Annotated in this window: 14 protein-coding genes; 6 read left to right on the top strand and 8 right to left on the bottom strand. The window is 46.1% G+C overall.

Annotation, left to right across the window (positions count from 1 at the left end; translation table 11 throughout):
• Positions 1–45 precede the first annotated feature (45 nt).
• Complete coding sequence (locus Q0502_RS04880) at positions 46–945, bottom strand: ABC transporter ATP-binding protein (RefSeq protein ID WP_298647852.1); 900 nt, start codon at positions 943–945, stop codon at positions 46–48.
• Between the two features lie 8 nt (positions 946–953).
• Positions 954–2,981 carry a DNA primase gene (gene dnaG / locus Q0502_RS04875; RefSeq protein ID WP_298647851.1) on the bottom strand — a complete coding sequence of 676 codons (2,028 nt, stop codon included), beginning with the start codon at positions 2,979–2,981 and terminating at the stop codon, positions 954–956.
• 110 nt (positions 2,982–3,091) lie between these two features.
• On the opposite strand from dnaG, the gene Q0502_RS04870 reads away from it, so the two are divergent.
• Positions 3,092–4,111, top strand: a complete 1,020-nt coding sequence (locus Q0502_RS04870; RefSeq protein WP_298647849.1) for a branched-chain amino acid aminotransferase — start codon at positions 3,092–3,094, stop codon at positions 4,109–4,111.
• A gap of 1 nt (position 4,112) precedes the next feature.
• Here the strand turns inward: Q0502_RS04870 and Q0502_RS04865 are convergent, their stop codons facing one another.
• Complete coding sequence (locus Q0502_RS04865; protein ID WP_298647846.1) at positions 4,113–4,589, bottom strand: CYTH domain-containing protein; 477 nt, start codon at positions 4,587–4,589, stop codon at positions 4,113–4,115.
• Between the two features lie 414 nt (positions 4,590–5,003).
• Between Q0502_RS04865 and Q0502_RS04860 the strand changes: the two genes are divergently transcribed.
• The 4 genes from Q0502_RS04860 (at position 5,004) to Q0502_RS04845 (ending at position 12,016) form a co-directional block, all read left to right on the top strand.
• The gene (locus tag Q0502_RS04860; protein WP_298647843.1) at positions 5,004–5,606 is read left to right on the top strand and encodes an RNA polymerase sigma-70 factor; all 603 of its coding nucleotides are present in this window, start codon (positions 5,004–5,006) and stop codon (positions 5,604–5,606) included.
• A gap of 89 nt (positions 5,607–5,695) precedes the next feature.
• The gene (locus Q0502_RS04855) at positions 5,696–6,712 is read left to right on the top strand and encodes a FecR domain-containing protein (protein WP_298647841.1); all 1,017 of its coding nucleotides are present in this window, start codon (positions 5,696–5,698) and stop codon (positions 6,710–6,712) included.
• Between the two features lie 77 nt (positions 6,713–6,789).
• A complete protein-coding gene (locus tag Q0502_RS04850) occupies positions 6,790–9,351 on the top strand; it encodes a TonB-dependent receptor (protein ID WP_298647838.1) in 2,562 nt (853 codons plus the stop codon).
• 43 nt (positions 9,352–9,394) lie between these two features.
• Positions 9,395–12,016, top strand: coding sequence for an outer membrane beta-barrel protein (locus Q0502_RS04845; protein ID WP_298647835.1), 2,622 nt, complete (start codon positions 9,395–9,397; stop codon positions 12,014–12,016).
• 43 nt (positions 12,017–12,059) lie between these two features.
• On the opposite strand, the gene Q0502_RS04840 is transcribed toward Q0502_RS04845, so the two are convergent.
• From Q0502_RS04840 to Q0502_RS04820, 5 genes are all read right to left on the bottom strand, one after another.
• Positions 12,060–13,106, bottom strand: a complete 1,047-nt coding sequence (locus tag Q0502_RS04840) for a linear amide C-N hydrolase (RefSeq protein WP_298647834.1) — start codon at positions 13,104–13,106, stop codon at positions 12,060–12,062.
• Between the two features lie 105 nt (positions 13,107–13,211).
• A complete protein-coding gene (locus Q0502_RS04835; protein WP_298647831.1) occupies positions 13,212–14,495 on the bottom strand; it encodes a TolC family protein in 1,284 nt (427 codons plus the stop codon).
• Positions 14,492–17,575, bottom strand: a complete 3,084-nt coding sequence (locus Q0502_RS04830) for a CusA/CzcA family heavy metal efflux RND transporter (protein WP_298647828.1) — start codon at positions 17,573–17,575, stop codon at positions 14,492–14,494. The genes Q0502_RS04835 and Q0502_RS04830 overlap by 4 nt, the downstream gene beginning before the upstream one ends.
• Positions 17,576–17,579: 4 nt before the next feature.
• Positions 17,580–18,680 (bottom strand): efflux RND transporter periplasmic adaptor subunit, encoded by a 1,101-nt coding sequence (locus Q0502_RS04825; protein WP_298647826.1) that lies wholly within the window; start codon positions 18,678–18,680, stop codon positions 17,580–17,582.
• Between the two features lie 163 nt (positions 18,681–18,843).
• Positions 18,844–19,194 carry a hypothetical protein gene (locus Q0502_RS04820; RefSeq protein ID WP_298647824.1) on the bottom strand — a complete coding sequence of 117 codons (351 nt, stop codon included), beginning with the start codon at positions 19,192–19,194 and terminating at the stop codon, positions 18,844–18,846.
• 241 nt (positions 19,195–19,435) lie between these two features.
• On the opposite strand from Q0502_RS04820, the gene Q0502_RS04815 reads away from it, so the two are divergent.
• The coding region (locus Q0502_RS04815; RefSeq protein ID WP_298647821.1) for a metalloregulator ArsR/SmtB family transcription factor at positions 19,436–19,623 on the top strand (188 nt) is incomplete at its 3' end.

The raw sequence follows: 19,623 nt of genomic DNA, 5'->3' as shown, positions 1-19,623 counted from the left end.
TCTTTTGTTATATTGTTTTTAAAATAACGGCCCAGCCTGATAGAATTATTTTGTTACGGTTCTGATGAACACATCGTTCATCGTGGGCAGTTCTTCATCGTAACTCACCACCTCATATCTGTCGAGAATCAATCTCACCAGTTCATTGCTGCTGATATCACCCTCTTTTTGGATACGCAGATCGATAAATTCGTGGTAAGGTTCTTTGGAGAGGAGGGTGAAAGACGAATGTTCCAGGTCAAACTCATGGCCCATCAGGCGGAACCGTAAAATATTAGGACGGTGCTCCTTGCGGATATCGAACACTTTTCCCTGCAATACCACCTGCGACTTGTGGATGAGCGCGATATTATCACACAACTCCTCTACCGATTCCATATTGTGCGTGGAGAGGATAATGGTCTTTCCCTCATCTTTGAGCCGTAACATTTCCCTCTTTACAATATCCGCATTCACGGGATCGAAACCGCTGAAAGGTTCATCGAAAATCAGCAGGTCCGGATCGTGGATCACGGTGGAGATAAATTGCACTTTCTGTTGCATCCCCTTCGATAGCTCCTCTACCCTACGGTTATACCAGTCCATGATGTCGAACCGCTTGAACCATATCATCAATTCGCGGTGCGCATCCTTTTTTGACAGTCCTCTCAACTGCGCTAGATACATCGCCTGCTCTCCCACTTTCATTTTTTTGTATAATCCGCGTTCTTCGGGCAGGTAACCGATATTATATACATCTTCGGATCTTGAGGGCCGGCCGTCAATCATCACTTCTCCGCTATCGGGGGCAGTAATGCGGGTGATAATGCGGATAAGCGTGGTTTTTCCCGCACCGTTCGGTCCTAACAATCCGAAAACAGTAGCCCTGGGTACCTGAATACTCACTTTATCCAACGCCAGATGATTGGCATACTGTTTTACTACATTAGTGGTTTCTAAATACATATATTTATTTAATATTTCAGTATAATCCTTTCCCCCAGTTCTTTCGAGAGAATTTTCTTTATTTCCTGCAACTGTTGTAACCGGACGATAAGGGAGAGGGAGTCATCCGGAGTGGCCTGTTTCATCTCCTTTTGTATCTCCTTGATCTGTTGCAGGACATAGGCATTCTTCAGTTCTGTGGTTGCCCGGGGTACGTAGGAGTTCAGTAAGTTCTGTTCCAATAAACGGGAGTCTTTGTCGTCGAGTTCTTCACCCAGTATCTTCGCATGTATCTTACTCAGATGATAGCGGTCGCTCATCAATTCCGATGCCAGCCTGCTGATATCCGGATCAATATGCGACAGAAAGTGACGCCCGGAATCGAAATGCATATCTTCCATATAGGCCACAGCCTCCTCAAAAATTCGTCTGTACAGGCCGGTGGTAAACGTGATGTTGTCGCGTTCCAGGTCGAACCTCACAAATTCCGTTACGCCCGGCCCCTCTTCCACCAACACATCCTCCTCGATGACCTCTTTGCCTTCTTTGCGTTTGCGTTTTTCGAACTTGCGGAATATAGGCCTGTTACCGTAGCGGACTACATAGCGAAGGATCTCTTTTTCATATTTTTCGTAAGGATTTTTTAAAGAGATCCTGCTTTCAGTCCCCACTCCGGCTATTGGTATATTTTCCGGTTCCCGATCTTGCGTCGCAGCAGGTTCTTTCTCTTTTTGCTCCTTTTTTCTTTCGTAGTTGCGGCGACTTATTTTATTGATCTCCGAGATTAATACCCGCTCCTGCATATTCAACAACTGCGAGCAGTCCTGGATATAGACTGAACGGGTAATTGTATTAGGTATCAAAGAAATACTTTCCACCACACTCGATATCAACCCTGAGCGTTTGACGGGGTCATCCCCCACTTCTTTCAACAGTAGCTGTGTTTTAAAGCGGATGAAATCAACCTCATTTTTCTCAATATATTGATGGAAACCCTCTGCATTCTGTTTTCTGGCAAAGGAATCGGGGTCTTCCCCTTCGGGAAGGAGCACCACCTTCACGTTCATACCGTCTTCCAGTAACAGGTCGATCCCCCTCAACGCTGCTTTTATTCCCGCCGCATCGCCATCGTAAAGTACGGTAATGTTTTCGGTAAAACGGTGTATCATGCGGATCTGTCCGTAAGTAAGCGCCGTCCCCGACGATGCCACCACATTCTCAATTCCTGCCTGGTGCATGGAGATCACATCGGTATATCCTTCCACCAGAAAACACTTATCCTGTTTTACTATGGCGCTTTTGGCGAAGTAGATCCCATACAGTTCATTACTTTTGGAATAGATCTCACTTTCGGGAGAATTCACATACTTCCCTACATTGTCTACCTTTTTGAGGATACGTCCGCCGAAAGCCACTACCTTTCCGGAGAGTGTATGGACAGGAAAAAGCACCCTCCCGCGGAAACGGTCGAAAAGCGGCTGATGGTCGTTGCCGGTGGACAATCCTGTTTTCAACAGGTAATCGCGTTTGTATCCGGCTTTCTGCGCTTCGACCGAGAAAGCGTCACGTTGCTCCAGGCTGTAACCGAGTTGAAATTTTTTCACAATATCGTCCCGGAATCCCCTCTCGCGGAAATAAGTGAGTCCGACCGCTTTCCCTTCGGGATGCGTATGAAGTATCTTCACAAAATAATCGCGGGCATACTCATTGAGAATAAACATACTGTCCCGGTCGCTCTGGGCCTGTTTCTCCTCATCGGTAAACTCTTTTTCCACCACCTCGATATTGTACTTGCGGGCAAGGTACTTCAAGGCCTCGTAATAGGAGAGTTGCTCATGCTTCATCACGAAGTGTATGGGCGATCCTCCCTCGTTACAGGCAAAACATTTACAGATATTTTTGGCAGGCGAAACATAAAATGAAGGCGTGCGGTCGTCATGGAACGGGCACAAACCCACATAATTCACTCCCCTGCGACGGAGCGTGACAAAGTCGGATACGACATCCACAATTTGTGCCGCATCCTGAATACGTCCTATAGTTATTTGGTCGATCATTTGGCAGTACGAAATTAATGATTTTTCCTGTAAAAGAATCCTAATTACAAAAATAAAACCCTATATTTGCAGGGGCTTAGTCTAACTCAAATACTATTAAATATTAGAAAATGGATGCAATCGATTGGTCGAATTTATCCTTCGGCTACATGAAGACAGACTACAACGTCCGCAGTCATTACCGCGACGACAAATGGAGCGATCCCGAACTGGAAACATCGGAGCAGATAACCCTCCATATGGCGGCCACCTGCCTGCATTATGGGCAGGAAGTTTTTGAAGGGTTGAAGGCCTTCCGTGGGAAAGACGGGAAGATCCGCATTTTCCGTATGCGGGAGAATGCACTGCGTTTGCAATCCTCTTGCCGCGGTATTATGATGGCGGAACTGCCGGTGGAACTCTTTGAAGAGATGGTGCTGTTGGCCGTGAAAAAGAACGCCCGTTTTGTGCCGCCCTATGAAAGCGGAGCATCGCTCTATATTCGTCCGCTGCTTATCGGTACCAGCGCCCAGGTGGGAGTGAAACCGGCCAAAGAATACACTTTCCTGATCTTCGTGACACCGGTAGGTCCCTATTTCAAAGAAGGATTCAAGCCTACTCCCATGGTAATTATGCGTGAATACGATCGTGCAGCTCCTCTCGGCACAGGCACTTTCAAGGTGGGAGGAAACTATGCCGCCAGCCTGCGCTCGGGTGAAAAAGCACACAGTATGGGCTATTCCGCGGTGCTTTATCTCGACGCCAGGGAGAAGAAATATATCGACGAGTGCGGTCCTGCCAACTTCTTCGGGATCAGGGACAATACCTATATCACCCCGAAATCGGAATCCATTTTACCTTCCATCACCAACAAAAGCCTGATGCAACTGGCTGAAGATATGGGGCTCAAGGTAGAACGCCGGCCGGTTTTGGAAGAGGAACTCGCCACTTTCGAGGAGGCGGGAGCCTGCGGCACAGCCGCCGTGATCAGTCCCATTTTGCGGATCGATGACCTGAATGAAAACAAAAGTTACGAGTTTTCCAAAGACGGCAAAGCAGGCCCGGTGAGCGAGAAGCTATACCGCAAACTGCGTGCTATTCAATATGGCGATGAGCCGGATAAATACGGGTGGGTAACGATTGTGGAGTGATCTACTCACCACTCCACTCTTTATATGGATGTGCGGATAGGAAAGAGTTGTAATACCGCACATTTCCGGTCACCTCATCTCCCAGCCAACCGGGGCGGTCAAACGGCTCATCTTCGTCCTCCAGTTCTATTTCGGCAATAACCAATCCTTCGTTATCGCCGTAGAACTCGTCCACTTCGAACAGATGGCTGCCGTAATCAACCAGGTACCTGGTTTTCTCGACCCTAGTATTTTCACATAATAAAAGCATCTCTTCGGCATCTTTTACAGGAATCTCGTATTCCCATTCATGGCGTTTTATTTTGCCTTCCGCCAAAGCGCTTTTAACGGTGATGAATGCTTTTTCACCCTTGATCCGTATACGGATCACGCTTATTCCGGACAGGGACAGGTAACCCTGTTTGATAGAAAAACTATTGAAAGATTGTGATTTATAATCGCCCCTGACCAGAAATTTACGTTCAATTTCGTATCCCATACATGTGAGGTATATGGTAGTTATAACAAAGAAAACGGGAAAGTGTTGAACCTGCAAATGCCGGTAATTTCTTTTGAAAACCGCACATGGAAATAAAAAGAACCCTTTTGGCTTACAAACCCTTTAACTTACAGGGGGAAATATAAAAAATAACTATGTCTTTAAGATCGCGTAACCTCTACGAGAAAATAAAAACATAGTTAAGATTTTGGTTGGATTAAAAAATCAATGCGCGTAATTCTATTTTTCAATGAATCCGCAACAAAAATATGGCATTCTTTCCAAGTGAAGGAGATATTCATATAACTATTGAACATCCGGGGAAATTTTCCACAATTGTATCTTTACAGTATATTTTTCAGCTGCGGATACGTATTGTTGCCTTTTGAGGTGTCTTCATTTAAAATCCGTTGGATGCAACGAACCGGATCCGACATACAACAATTATTCACCCGCATAAAAGAGGGTGATAAAGAGGCATTCAATCGTTTATTCCGATTGAAATACGAGGCGCTTTCCTGTTTTGCGAAAAGCTACCTGGGCGATACAGGAAAAGCCGGAGAGGTTGTTTCCGACCTGTTCGTCTGGCTTTGGCTGAACCGTGAGCGCATTTCCGGGATTGACTCGCCCGAAATTTACCTTTTTAAGAGTGTGAAAAACCGTTGTCTGAACGCATTGAGGGATACGGACAAGGTCGTACCGCTTGACGAACAACCCATAACGACACAGCCATCGGCCGACACCACTCCCCTCTCACGGATGGAACACAAGGAATTATCGGCAAGACTGCATAAGCTCATCGAAAATCTCCCTGCCCAACAAAAACAGGTTTTCAGAATGATAAAGGAAAGCGGTTTGTCCGCCCGGCAAACGGCTGAAATTCTTCATCTTTCACAACGAACCGTCGAAACACATCTTTACAAAGCCGTGAAAAAACTCGAAGAGGAAATCACCCTCTATCTGGGCTATTCTCCCCGCAAAAAGCAGATAAAAAAGATGATGACCGTATTGTTGTAGTTTTTATCCGCATATCAAAATTTTTTTCTTATCACTACGTATTTTTTGTCGCTGCTGTGTCCTTATTATAAACGACAAACTTTACAGTAATGACAAAAAAAACGTTCGCCGCTTTGTTATCAAAGGAAATAGGCGGCAATATATCGAAAAAAGAACGGACGGAATTACAGCAGACGCTGACAGAAGACCGTCGAATGAAGGAGATATACGATGAAATACATATATTCATGCAGGAAAGAGAGTCGCGCAACGATATGGATATCGATGCCAAACTGGATGAAGTATGGGATAAGATCGGCGGAATGTCCGAAGTACAATACCGGACATCACCATCCCGGAAACATATAATACCCGTATGGGGACGGATTGCCGTTACGGCAGCCATTCTGGTCGGATTGGGCTGGCTGGCGTACTATTATTATCTGCCCGGAGAAGATCTGTATAGCCAGGTAATGGATTCAGGAGATGAGAACCTGTACGCCGTGCTTGATGACGGCACGCAGGTATGGCTCAACAAACACTCCCGGATCGCTTATAATGACCGCTTCGGCGAGAAACACCGCAAAATACGCCTTACAGGTAAAGCGTTCTTCGATGTGGCGTATCGTCCCGGAGTTCCCCTGACGGTGACGGCACGCGATGTGGACGTCATGGTAAAAGGAACCGCCTTCAACATAGATGCCGTCTCGCCGGACATTGAAGTGGCGCTGATACGTGGATTGGTTGCGGTGAAAGACAACCGCAAGAAAAACACCAAAGAGATACTGTTACAGCCCAACCAGAAAATAGTGGTGCGCGACGGCCATATCCTCTCCAGCGACAGCAGTTATGTCGTCCGCGATTTGGTGCAGGAAAACGATACCATTATCCCCGAAACACAATGGCTGAAAGGTTCGCTGGTTTTCCAAAAACAACGGTTCTCCGATTTAGTCAAACTCATGGAAGAACGTTACCGGGTAACCATAAAAATAAAAAATGCCGCATTGGCAGAACAACGTTTCACGGGCAGTATCAAGAGCGAGACGCTGCAACAGATGCTCGACGCCCTGAAACAATCCTATCCGTTCACCTACGAAATAAACGGCAAAGAAGTCATTATCCGGTAAATTGAGAAATCCCTGCCGTTCCGAATGCAGGAGAAATCTAAAACAGTCCAGACATGCAACATGCCAACACACAATATTTGAGAACAATTCTACTTTTAATTACTCTACTTTCTCTGACAGCCGGTTTGCAGGCGCAAACCGGATCCGTCAGCATTTCGGCAACGAACGCGCCCGTAAAGGACGTGTTCGCCGAAATACAACAGAAAAGCGGTTACCGCATCCTCTACAACGACGAAATTGTACCCGACGATCTGCGTGTAACTATCAATACCAAGGACAGGCCGGTGAAAGAGGTACTCGATACCCTGTTGCGGAATACCGAATTAGCATATATCATGCAATCGGATGAATTGATTGTGATCACAGATAGAAAATTCAGGCGAAAAAACAGCAGGATAACCGGTATTGTGAAAGATGACCTATCCGGAGAACCTTTGCCCTATGTGAATGTTGTCTTATCGGATCCCGATTCCACTTTTGCAGGAGGTGTAGCCACAGACGACAAAGGTGTTTTTATCCTGGATAAGATCATTTTGGATGACGCTATCCTGACACTGTCAATGATGGGTTATGATACCCGGTTCATTCAATTGCGGGGATTGGATGGAGAGGTTGATCTGGGAGAATTATTACTTGTTCAGGAAGTAAAGAAACTGGACGAGGTAATTGTGGAGAGTTCCCTCCAGTTAAGAAGTATCGATAAACAGATATTCTTTCCTACGGAAGCGCAAAAAAACAAATCGACCAATGGCTTACAACTTACACAGCGGCTGTTGCTTCCCATGATATTTGTAAACCCTCAAACGGGGACTATTTCTTATGCGGGGGATAAAAAACTTAAGATACTGATCAACGGGGTAGAAGCCGTGTCACAGGAAGTACTCGCACTACAACCCGATGATGTAATCAGGATAGACTATTACGACAACCCCAGCATGCGTTACGGAGAAGATATAGGGTTAATTTTGGACTACATCGTGAAAAAGCGAACGACGGGTGGATTCCTTTCGGCAAATTTGATGGAAATAGTGAAACATGAAGTCTTAGGGAACGGGCAATTATCGGGAGGCGTCAATTTCGGAAAATCACAAATCAAATTTTATTATTACCTGAATCACAATGATAGTAAAACGTCGTCATTAAAACAGCAAACCTTCCGGTTTCCATCCGGAAATACCATTTCACGCACGGAAGACGGAAAACAAAGCAGATGGAGTGAAATTTTTCAAATGGGCGATATATCTTATACCTGCTATGGTGAAAAAAATATATTCAATGTAAAAGGAGGGCTGTTTAGCATTAATCAACGCTACAACGATTTGGAAGGAGATATTATGATCCGGGAAACCAATCAAGCAACCCATTATAAGACATACGACAGGCCACAAACATTACGTCCCTCCATAGATATTTATTTTGCACGACAAATAGATGATGAACAGATAGTTGCATTAAATATAGTAGGCACACGCAGTAAGAACATCGTCGATTACAGATACAACGAAACACTGAATGACAAAACTACTTCCGATATAACAACGTTTGTCGACGGGAAACGCCACTCATTGATCACTGAAATATTCTACGAAAAGAAATTCTCTGAAAGCGTTTTTTCCACAGGGCTACGCCACACACAAGGATATACGGAAAACCTATATACTGGCAGTTCCGATTTTAAAACGGAAATGAACGATGCCATCAGTTACGGGTTCCTGCAATATAAAGGTGAAAAAGGAAAATGGGGGTATATGGGCGGAGCAGGTATCTCCCGAACCTATTTCCAGCAAAAAAGAAAAGATGATACATATAATAGATGGACGGTTTCTCCTATGCTGAGCGTAGACTACCGGTTCAACAATACCTTTTCACTACGTTACTCATACCAGTTAAGGAATATCAATCCTTCACTATCCCATTTAAGCGATGTGGAACGTTTAAGGAACAGTTATCAATTAGACAAGGGAAATCCCTCATTAGACTCATACCTCTTTCATAATAGTGAACTACGATTCAGTATGAATCCGTCCCCGGTGAAGAGCTCCTTCTCTTTGAGATCCTATTATTTTGACAAACCCATTATGGAGGAAACCTATTATGATGATTCACGGAATATTTTTGTGACAATCAATAATAATCAGAAAAAGACTCATCAGTTGACGCTCCAATACAATATCGGCGTATCGCTGTTCAATGATCATCTGAGTATAAACGGATATGGAGGTTATAATACTACTGTTTCCGAAGGCAATAACTACCGTCATACCCAAAATGAATGGTTTTATCTGCTGCAAACCATTGCCGACTATAAGAAACTATCGCTTACAGTAACAATGGTGCAGTTGGTCCGCCCTTTCTGGGGAGAAACCGTTTCGATTGGACATTCTTATAACCATTATACGCTGAATTATCGTTTTCCCTGGGGACAATTGGGCGTTACATCAATGAATTTATTCCGTGAAAAAACAAAAAAGTATTCGTACAGCTATAATGCGTTGACAGGATATGAGAGAGAGGTTAACTCTGAAAAACTTTATCCAAGTTTAGGTATTTACGGCTCCATCAATTTAAATTGGGGAAAACAAAATAAAGAAACTAGACAAAAATTAAACAATTCCGATTCCGAAAGCGGGATCTTGTGAAATCCGCGCCGGCAAATGCAAGCGCTATAAGAATATTGCAGCAATGAAATATATAATTTTTATCACTCTACTTTTTTTTCTGACGGTCGGTTTGCACGCGCAGACGGATCCCGTCAGCATTTCGGCAACGAACGCGTCCGTGAAGGACGTGTTCGCTGAAGTGCAACAAAAAAGCGGTTACCGCATTCTCTACAACGACGAGATCGTGCCCGACGAACTGCGCGTAACCGTAAACGCCGAAAACAGGCCGGTGAAAGAGGTGCTCGATGCCCTGTTGCAGAATACGGGATTGATTTTCGTTATGCCGTCGGATGAACTGATCATCATTACAAAATCGGAATATGTACAGGATGAACAGGAGATATTCGGTACGGTTACCGATGAAAATGATGAACCGGTACCGTATGCCAACGTTGTTTTGTACCTTGCGAACGATACAGCGCAATTCGGCTATGGAGCCGTAACCGGTTACGATGGCTATTACAAACTCTCCGGTGTGGAACCGGGTGATTACCGCTTACGGATCTCGTTCATCGGCTATAAAACGGCATACACCGATTTGTCCGTTCCGGCAGACAGCCGAGAACCACTCATTCGCAATCTTAAACTGGAAAAGAATATCACCCTATTGGAGGAATTGGTAGTGGAGGGTGAACATCCCGTGATGAAAGTAGAGCGGGAGAAAATTATTTATCATATTCCCTCGCTGCTGAAAAACAAGCCGGTAACGAATGCCTACGAAGCTATCAGGGAAATTCCCGGCGTAATGGAACAGCAAGGCGTTCTGGCGCTCATCGGCACAAACGGAATGACCATTCTGCTGAACGGGCAAAAAACCTCTATGTCCTATGAGCAATTAATGGAAACGCTGCGCGGTATTCCGGTTTCGCGCATCGAAAATATCGAGGTCATGTACAGCGCGCCGCCACAATACAATGTGCGGGGTGCGGCGATCAACGTAGTGCTCAAACAGGCTGCGGACGAAAATATAGAACAGGGCATATGGCAGGGCGAAGTAGCGGGCGAATACAGGCAACGGAGTTACACGGACGGCAACGGACGGGTCAATTTACTCTATTTGGGAAAACGCACGTCGGTAGATGCATCCTATTCTTACAGGAACAGTAAAAGATTCAATTCTGAAGACCTGACGGCAGAGCATACCCTACACGGCACGGTACATGATATTGTCCAATACAGTGAGGGCACAACAAAAGGTGGAAGCCACAATACCCGCCTGGCTTTACAGCACACTTTCAGCAACAAAGACAAAGTCGATATCGCCTACACCGGCATTTTTGATGATACAAAGTCCGACCGTATAGCATCTACCGACATTTCAGGGGAGGTAACCGATATGAAAATGGGGCTTGACGGACCTTCTTCCACCCACAATATAAAAGCGGATTATACCGGTCATTTCGGATTGAATATCGGAGCGGACTATACCTCCTTTCACGATGAGTCAGATTATTTTCTGCAAAATTCATTTCGGAGCTCTTCTGTACCGGCGGAAGAGATGACTTACCAATCACGACAGAAAATCGACCGCATCATGTTGTATGCCAACCGGTCGCATCCGCTTAAGAACAACTGGAATCTCAATTATGGGCTGAATTATTCGGGGGTGCGCGCCAAAAACCGTTCCGATGCATTGAAGGACGGCGCTGAATACGACGAAGCCACGTTCGATACACGGCAGCAGGAGCATATCTGGAATTTCTTTGCCGGATTTTCCAAATCGTTCACCGAAAGATTATCGGTGCAGGCATCTATCGCAGCGGAGTATTACAACGCCGAAGAGATATCCGGCGGAACCAAAAAAGAACTTTGGAACAATGTGGCGTGGTTTCCTACGGTGAACATAAGCTATCGTCCTGCCCAAGAGCATATTTTTCAGTTTGCCGTCTCTTCCGACAAAGAATATCCTTCTTACTGGAGCCTGAGCCCGAATATATTCTATTTCAGCGCCTATGGGGTAACATACGGAAATCCCTATCTACGTCCGATGAGAGATTACAGCGTAGGATTAACTTATATATTCCGGCAGAAATATGTTATCCGTCCCTATATGAACTACACCCCCGGTTATTTTGCGCAGTTGCCGTATCAGTCGCCCCACGAACTGCGGCAGGAATTTATGGAACAGAACTATACATATCGCCGGAATATCGGGTTACTGACTGTAATCCCGTTCAATATCGGCAGGCGCATTTCATCGCGATTCGTTGCCAACGGGATGTATTGGCGCGAGAAAGACGATGCGTTCTTTGATATTTCGTTCGACCGAAAAACCGTTGTCGGGATATTTCAGATGAACCACGATATCTCCCTCGCTTCAAAACCCGACCTGAAAATGAATGTTTCGGGATATATCTCCACGCCGGGCGCCATACAGGGTATTTACGACCTGGGGGTTTCGGGCAATCTTTCCACAGCGCTTACATGGACATTCCATAAAGACCGCGCCAGATTGATCCTGAAAGCCGATGATATTTTTAATACAAGAATACCCGCAGCATCCGTTAACTACAAAGGGCAGAAAAGTACCCTGAAAGCATTTCAGGACACACGGACAGTTTCCCTCTCCTTCGTCTACCGCTTTGGAGGATACAAGGAAACCGAACGCAAAGAGGTAGACACTTCACGATTCGGCGGGCTTTAGCTCTCCTTTAGAAAGCTATAATAATATGTCACTCTTTGTTTTTTCAGATACCCATAAATTTAAATGCGGGTGCGGACTTAAAAGAGCTGTTTGCCTTTCCGCTGTATGTCTCAAAATTATCCAAATTCAGTTTCATCACTTCTCCTTTCTCGCTCAGATCGAAATCTTTCAGGTTCACCCAGAATGTATTGGGAGTAAGCGCAGTCTCGAAGAAATAGACTAAATTCTTTTGATCCGATACAGACCGCCAACGGGTAGATGAAATGTTAGGTTCTGTTTCGGAAGAAATACCGAACGGAACAGAGCAGTTTCGAATGACGCTAAAGACACTGGCTATTGAAGTGCGGATATCATTGGTCTGAGGAATAGCATGAATGTAATAGAAGGCACGGACAAAACGGTCGGCAGCCCGGTTAGTCCCCGGAAGCATCATCGTCCCGGGTATTCCTTTCCAATATTCATTCAAAGCCAGTTGTTGATCAAAGGTAGGGGAGTTGGTCATAACCACATAAGAAGGATCATGATGAATGACCAACTTTCCATTGATATATTCAAAAATGGCATTGTCTCCCTGAGCATCGGATATAGATAAATGCAAGGTCGTAAATTTATCAGTACCGGGTATGTAATCACTCACCAGGATGAATGGTTCATCTTTCAACCGGTTAACAGCTTCTTCTACGGTTGCAAAATTATCTAACACATACTGGGCCCATAGAGAGATCGCTATCCCTTGTTTTGCGCCGTTGGGATCGAATTGGGGATATTCTGACTCAACAAGCCACAATATATTGGTCACTAATCCTTTTTCGTTCATGCCGTCAGCCGTTGCAATATCCCATGCACTCGTAATGATGCTCCCATACTTCGATGTCCATTCTACAGAAAGTGGACCTACCTCTCCGTTGCGTTGCATCCCCTTGGGAAATACCCATAGATTAGCGTCTATTTCAGTCTTCCAATCCATCGAGCGCGCTGTTATCACAGTATTCTCCGGCCCTTTATATACAACACGGGTACAAGCGTAAGCGGACGGATCAAGTATCGGACTTACCAAAGTCAGAAAAACCACCAAACTGATAATCTTCATAATAGTATATCTTTTATTTAAGTTAATATGAGATTAGATTCTTTAACACTGAAACACTTTGAATTTCATTTTGTTCACCCCAAACAATATCACATACTATCTTAACTAGTCCATTTCGATATCCCATATCCCGCAGGCGCGTTCCAACTCGACCAAAGCGACCGCACATGCAAAAAGGGTTTCGTTGTAGCTTACCTGTACCTCGTTATGGGTACGTTGTGCATTCAGCACTTCAAGGATACTGGTCTCACCCCGCTCATAACTGTACCTCTTTTTTTGGAAGATTGTCTCCGCGTCCTGCAAAAATCCGGTGTTAAATTGCTCTACCTGGCGGCAGGTGGTCATATATTTATGGTAAGCCTGTACCACTTCCGAACTGATCTGCAACTGAACGGCTTCATACTGTCTTTCCTGCTGTTCCGCAGCAAATTGGGCAGCCCGCAATTCGCCTTTGTTTGTATTGGAGAATTTCAGAGGGATGGTGACCCCGGCCATAATACCTTTAAATGCGGGTGCGGGCGCTATTTCATTCCGTACTATCGAAGAATAGGTACCACCCAGACTTATGCCAAGGTCAATAGCCCGGTTTGCTTTAGCCAGTCGCAGGTTGTTTTGTGAAACCTCATTGTTTTTCAAAGCAGCCTGCAAATCGGCACGGTTATTCTGTGCTGTCGTGATCAGTACCGGCAGGTCGAAATGACGTTTATAATAGGCAAGGGCACCCCCTATCGAATCCGGTAATACCCCATTCACACTCCCTTGCAATAAAGCCAATTGGATCAGAGCCTCATGCAATTCTCCCTCGCTCTCATACAAATCGTTTAGCATGGTGGAGGCTTCGAGTTTTGACTGGAGAGCATCGACTTCCGTGATATCGCCCAGCCGGAAACGTATGCTGTCCGCCTGGGCAAGGCGTGCCATTTGAGTGTAGGATGATCCTTGGATCTCCAACAGGGCCTTTTGCTTCAGCGCCGCCAGGTATGCGATGGTCGCATCTGCCTGTAAGTTGCGGAAATAGTCTTCCAGCAACGCTTCGGTCATCTCTTTTTCACTTTGTGCCAACCGTATGCGCGCTTTCCGCTTACCGCCCAGTTCAAGCATATAGCTCAATTCAGCATCGATACCGTATCCCATTTGCAGGTCCCAATTTTGATTGTTCGCATAGCTGACCGACAATTCGGGGTCGGGAAAGACTTTCGAGGCTTTCACCGCCGCATCGGCAATATCCACATTATACTTTTCAGCCAGATAGCTGACATTGGAGTTTTTGACATTGTCTAAGTATTCATTGAATGTCAGTATCCGTTTTTCCTGTGCATGAACTGCAACAGCCATGAAGCAGAGTATACACAACAGGATGGATTTCCAAAAATTTATTTTATTTGTCATTGGTCAGTCGTTTGAGTTGTTTTTCCTTTTTCCAGGATGTAGTAGAGCGCCGGCAATATATAGAGGATGAGAATGGTTCCGAACAACAAACCGTACACAATTACAGTCGCAAGCGGGCGCTGCACGTCAGAACCGATACCGGTCGATAATGATGCCGGTAGTAGTCCCAGGACCGCTACGGTAGCAGTCATCAGTACCGGCCGTAGCCTGTGTGATGAACCTGAGATCACGGCTTCTTTCAGTTCGACCCCCCTTTTCCGCATTATATTGATATGGGAGATCATGATAACGCCGTTCTGTATAAAGACCCCGAACAAGGCGATAAATCCCACCGCCGACGACACATTAAACGTCATCCCGCGCACTACCAGTGCAAGCATCCCTCCGAAAACCGCGAGCGGCAACATCCCGATAAGCAAACCCGCCTGACGGAATTTCCCAAAGGCAAAGAACAGAAGGAGGAACATCACCGCCAATGTGATGGGCATGATGACGGCAAGGCGGCCGAACGCCCGGTGCTGGTTTTCCAACTGTCCTGCCCAGTGAAACTGAAATTGGGAGCGGTCGTATTGCACTTCTTTTTCTATTGTCGATTGGGCTTCCTTGACGAATGAGGTCAGATCCCTGCCCCGCAGGTTCATACGCACGGTAGTAAAACGCTGGTTCATTTCACGGGAGATCATACTGGGGCCTGTCGTCGTTTTTACCTCTGCCACGGTGGAAAGCGGCACCCTTGTTCCGGAAGCCGAAGTAAGCATCAACGCCCCGATCCTCTCCGGGGTATCACGCGATTCTTCATTGTAACGGCAGATCACATCATACACCCGGCTGTCGATAAACACCTGTGAAATGGCTTTGCCGCCAATGGCTACCTCTATCAGTTCAGCCACATCGGAAACATTCAGTCCGTATTGGGCGATCTTATCGCGGTCGGCGACGATCTGCAGTTGCGGCAGGAAAGGTTCTTCCATAATACCGACATCGGCCACGCCATCCACGCCTCCGATGACTGTTTTCACCTGTTCGGCTATGCGGCGGCTTTCGGTCAGGTCCTCCCCATAGATCTTGATCGCCAGATCGCTATGCGCTCCTGCAATCTGATCCATCACCATATCGATAATGGGTTGCGAAAAGCCTACACTATACCCCGGCATCGTTGCAATCACCTCTGCCATATCATCGATCAGATCCGATTTCTTACGGCCATTCTTCCATGTTTTATACGGTTTAAGGCCGATCATCACTTCGATATGCGAGAAGGAGAACGGGCAAACCCCTTCGTCGTCACGGCCAGTCTGTGTCATTATATAGGTCACCTCATCAAAATGTTTGAGTTTATCCCTGAGCACCGTAGCCATTTCGGAGGATTTCTCGAGCGACATCCCGGGAGGCAGTTGCACCTGTATCCAGATACTTCCTTCGTCAAGGGCCGGCATAAAGTCTTTTCCCACATAGATTGAAAGCCCGACGACTGCCGCCAGTACACCCGCGATAGGTGCGATCAGCTTTTTCGGAGTCGCGATAATTCTTGTAGTCTGCTTCTTGTATGTTTCTGTCAGCTTTTCGAGCCAGCGGTTATGGTATACCTTTTGTGGTTTTCTATAGACGGCAAAAGCCAATCCGGGAATCAGGATCATTGCCGAAGCCAGGGCTCCCAACAGAGCAAAGCACAGTGTGAATGCCATGGGTGTGAAAAGCTTGCGTTCCACACGGTCGAATGCGAACAGCGGCAGGTAGGCCACGATGATGATCAAGGTAGCGAACAGTATCGGCTTTGCAACCTCGGCAGCCCGTTTTGCGATGCTCGATTCCTCCAGATGGATATTGGGATTATCCTCCCGCTTTTTGAGAATCGTCTCCATCATCACAATGGTGCCGTCCACGATAATGCCGAAGTCAATAGCGCCCAGGGAGAGTAGGTTGGCGGGAATATCGGTCAGCCACATCAGGATAAAAGCTATCAGCAGCGAAACAGGAATGGTAATGGTGGCCAGCAGCGCTCCTTTGGGGCTTCCGAGGAAAATGATCAACACCCCTATAACCAGTAAAATGCCGAATGAGAGCGTATGCGAAATAGTGTGCAAGGTGGCATCTACCAGTTCGGTACGGTCATAAAAGGTATGGATCTTTACGTCTTTCGGCAAGATATTGTTGTTCAGGTCATCCACTGCACGCTGTATCTCTTCCAGTACCCACGAAGGGTTCTGATACCGCAGTAGTTGCACCATGCCCTGCACCCCGTCTTCATAGTCTATCTCCTGATCGACATAGCCCATGATACCTTTGCGTTCGAGGTTCCCGTATTTCAATTCGCCCAGATCCTTTAAGTACACAGGCGCCCCGGAAACGGTCTTCACCACGATATTGCCCATATCCTGCAAGTCGCGTACAAGCCCCACACCACGCACCACATAACTCAAATCCCCACGGCTGAACGTACTTCCCCCGGCATTCGAATTGTTGCGCTCTATCGACTCGGTCACTTCGCTGAGTGAAAGATTGTATTTCGTCAGTTTATTGGGATCTATCTCTATCTGAAATTGTGTAGTGATACCGCCGAAATTGGACACATCCGCAATACCGTGAATTTGTCTCAGACGGGGAATAATGACCCAGTGATTGAGCTCGGTAAGTTCACGCAGGCTCTTGTTTCCCTTTACAACATACCGGTATATTTCTCCCGTAGGCGAAGTCAGCGGGTCGAGCCCGGGCTGCGCGTCGAAGGGCAGATCAATATCATTGATGCGTTCCAGCACTCTTTGGCGCGCCCAGTAGTCGTCTGTTCCGTCTTCAAAGACAAGCGTGATCTTAGACAGCCCAAAAAAGTTTTTACTCCGCATGATTTTCAGACGCGGGATACCATTCAATTCCCGTTCGAGGGGAATGGTGATCTGCTGCTCTATCTCGGTGACTGCAAGTCCGGGAACTTGCGTGGCAATGCCGACCGACACATCGGCGATATCAGGATAGGCATCAATGGCAAGCTGCCGCCATGCATAAATACCAATAACCGACAAGATGATAAATATGGTCAGCATCAACCAACGGCGATGGATCAGGGTGTTCATTAATTTTTCCATCGGTTTACATATTTAGAAAGATTCCACCCTTGATAACTACATTTTCTCCCTCGCTTATGCCACTGATGATACGCACCTCGTCCATACTCACCGTTTCGGTTTCCACCTTACGGCGAAGATATCTGCCTTTTGACGCCTCAATCAGGACATAATCATTCTCCTGTTCCTGCATGACGGCGGTAGCGGGTAAGACGATGGCTTTTGTCGGGGAGCTCAGGAAATGCACCTTGCAGAACATACCGGGTTTCAGTTCCCTGTCGGCATTATCGCAGGCAATGATCACTTGAAGCGAACGGGTTTCCTCGTCCAACATTTCACCTATATGATAAATGGTACCCCAGATGGTTTTGTCGGGATGTGCATCGGTAAATACCTTTACCCGTTCGCCCTTTTTGATTGTTCCGAAGTTTTTTTCCTTCACTAATGCGGTAACCCAGACCGTTGTCAGGTCGGCCACCACGGCCAGAGGCTCCGCATCTTCCCTTATGTAGCTTCCGATGGTGATATCGTACTTCACCACTTCGCCGGCGATAGGCGATACGACTTTCAAGGCTTGCCCCATTTGAAGCGAACCTGCCTCTATGTTGAATATCTGCAAGGTCACCTTTGCCTGCTCCCATTCCTTGGCAGTAATATTTGCTTCGTTTTGCGCCTGTTCCAGTTCTTTTTGGGAAGCCACGCCGTTGGCTTCCAACTCTTTCTGGCGATTATAGTTCTTTTGGGCAAGCTCATTGGCCGATTGAGCGGCAAAGTAAGCCTTCACTGCTTCGTAAAACTCGGATGAACTCAGTTCGAAAACCGGCGAACCGGCGCTCACTTTTTTCCCTAATTCAACAAATGTTTTTGTGATGCGCCCTGAGAAGGGAGGAGCGATCTCCGCATATTTACCCGCCACGGGACGGATGGTTCCAACGGTTCTGAATTCGGCCGAAAAATCTTGTGACTGCGACTTCCCGGTGATTATTTGCTCCAGAATGGACGAGCCTTCCTTTACGACCAGGGTATCGCCTCTATATTGAATATCAACACTTTCTTGTGTCGCATTGTTTTGTTTGCACGAAGCCAATAAAAAGAACAGGCTCGCTAATATGAATAATTTATTCATAGCGGTATAATGATTTTAAAATAAAATGATGGAATGTACCCCGGTTGTCAGGGGTGTAGTTGACTGATTGTAAATGTCCTGAAACCCCCTCGCATGGAAAAACGGTAAAACTGTTCACCGATACCAATAGAGAGGCAGCGCTACTTGTCTGGAATAAATGTGTTTATAATAAGGCAGGGGGCGCCCGCAAAGAGATACAGGCGGCGGGGTTGGAGATAATTCTTTCCTCGAAAAAAGGCAGGATAAATACCTGTAATAATAATAATAAGATTCCCAGGCTGACAGCGCACACATCTGCCGGAAGTGTCTGAAAAGCAGACAAAGATGAAATCAGCGTTAACTCACTGTCGGTATGTGTACCTGTTTGAGCATGGGCTTTATTGTGGAAATGCGAGTGGACAACGGTGGTACCGTTGATGATATGGCTATGGGAAAAGAAACAGATGTCCACATAGTAGAATGTGAAAACCACAAATAAAATATAGGCAATTAACCGTTTACTTCTCCGAAGCATTCCAATATTTTTGATTTGCAAAAATAAGGTTTTTTATTGAATAGCAAACATTCCACCAGTATTATACGAGCAGAAGACAAGTAAACTTGTCTTCTGCCGTTGCGAGAATTGGAAATCGAGAAGCGAAAGCGACTCAAAATGCCTAATTTGAATGAACATTCATCTTACTTCTTAAAAAAATCGCAAAAAAATTTGCGGAACCGAAAAGTTGCACTTATATTTGCAACCAAATAATTGCATAATGGAGATCAGACGAGATATTTTTCAAGCGATTGCAGACCCTACAAGAAGGACAATCATCACCTTGATCGCTTTACAGGCAATGACACCCAATGCCATTGCCGAACACTTCGACACAACCCGACAAGCTATATCCAAACATCTCCGGATTTTGACAGAGTGCGAACTGATAAAGCGGGAACAGAAAGG

The sequence above is a fragment of the uncultured Proteiniphilum sp. genome, from assembly GCF_937873925.1.
Taxonomy (GTDB): domain Bacteria; phylum Bacteroidota; class Bacteroidia; order Bacteroidales; family Dysgonomonadaceae; genus Proteiniphilum.
This window is presented reverse-complemented; position numbering and strand designations above follow the sequence as displayed.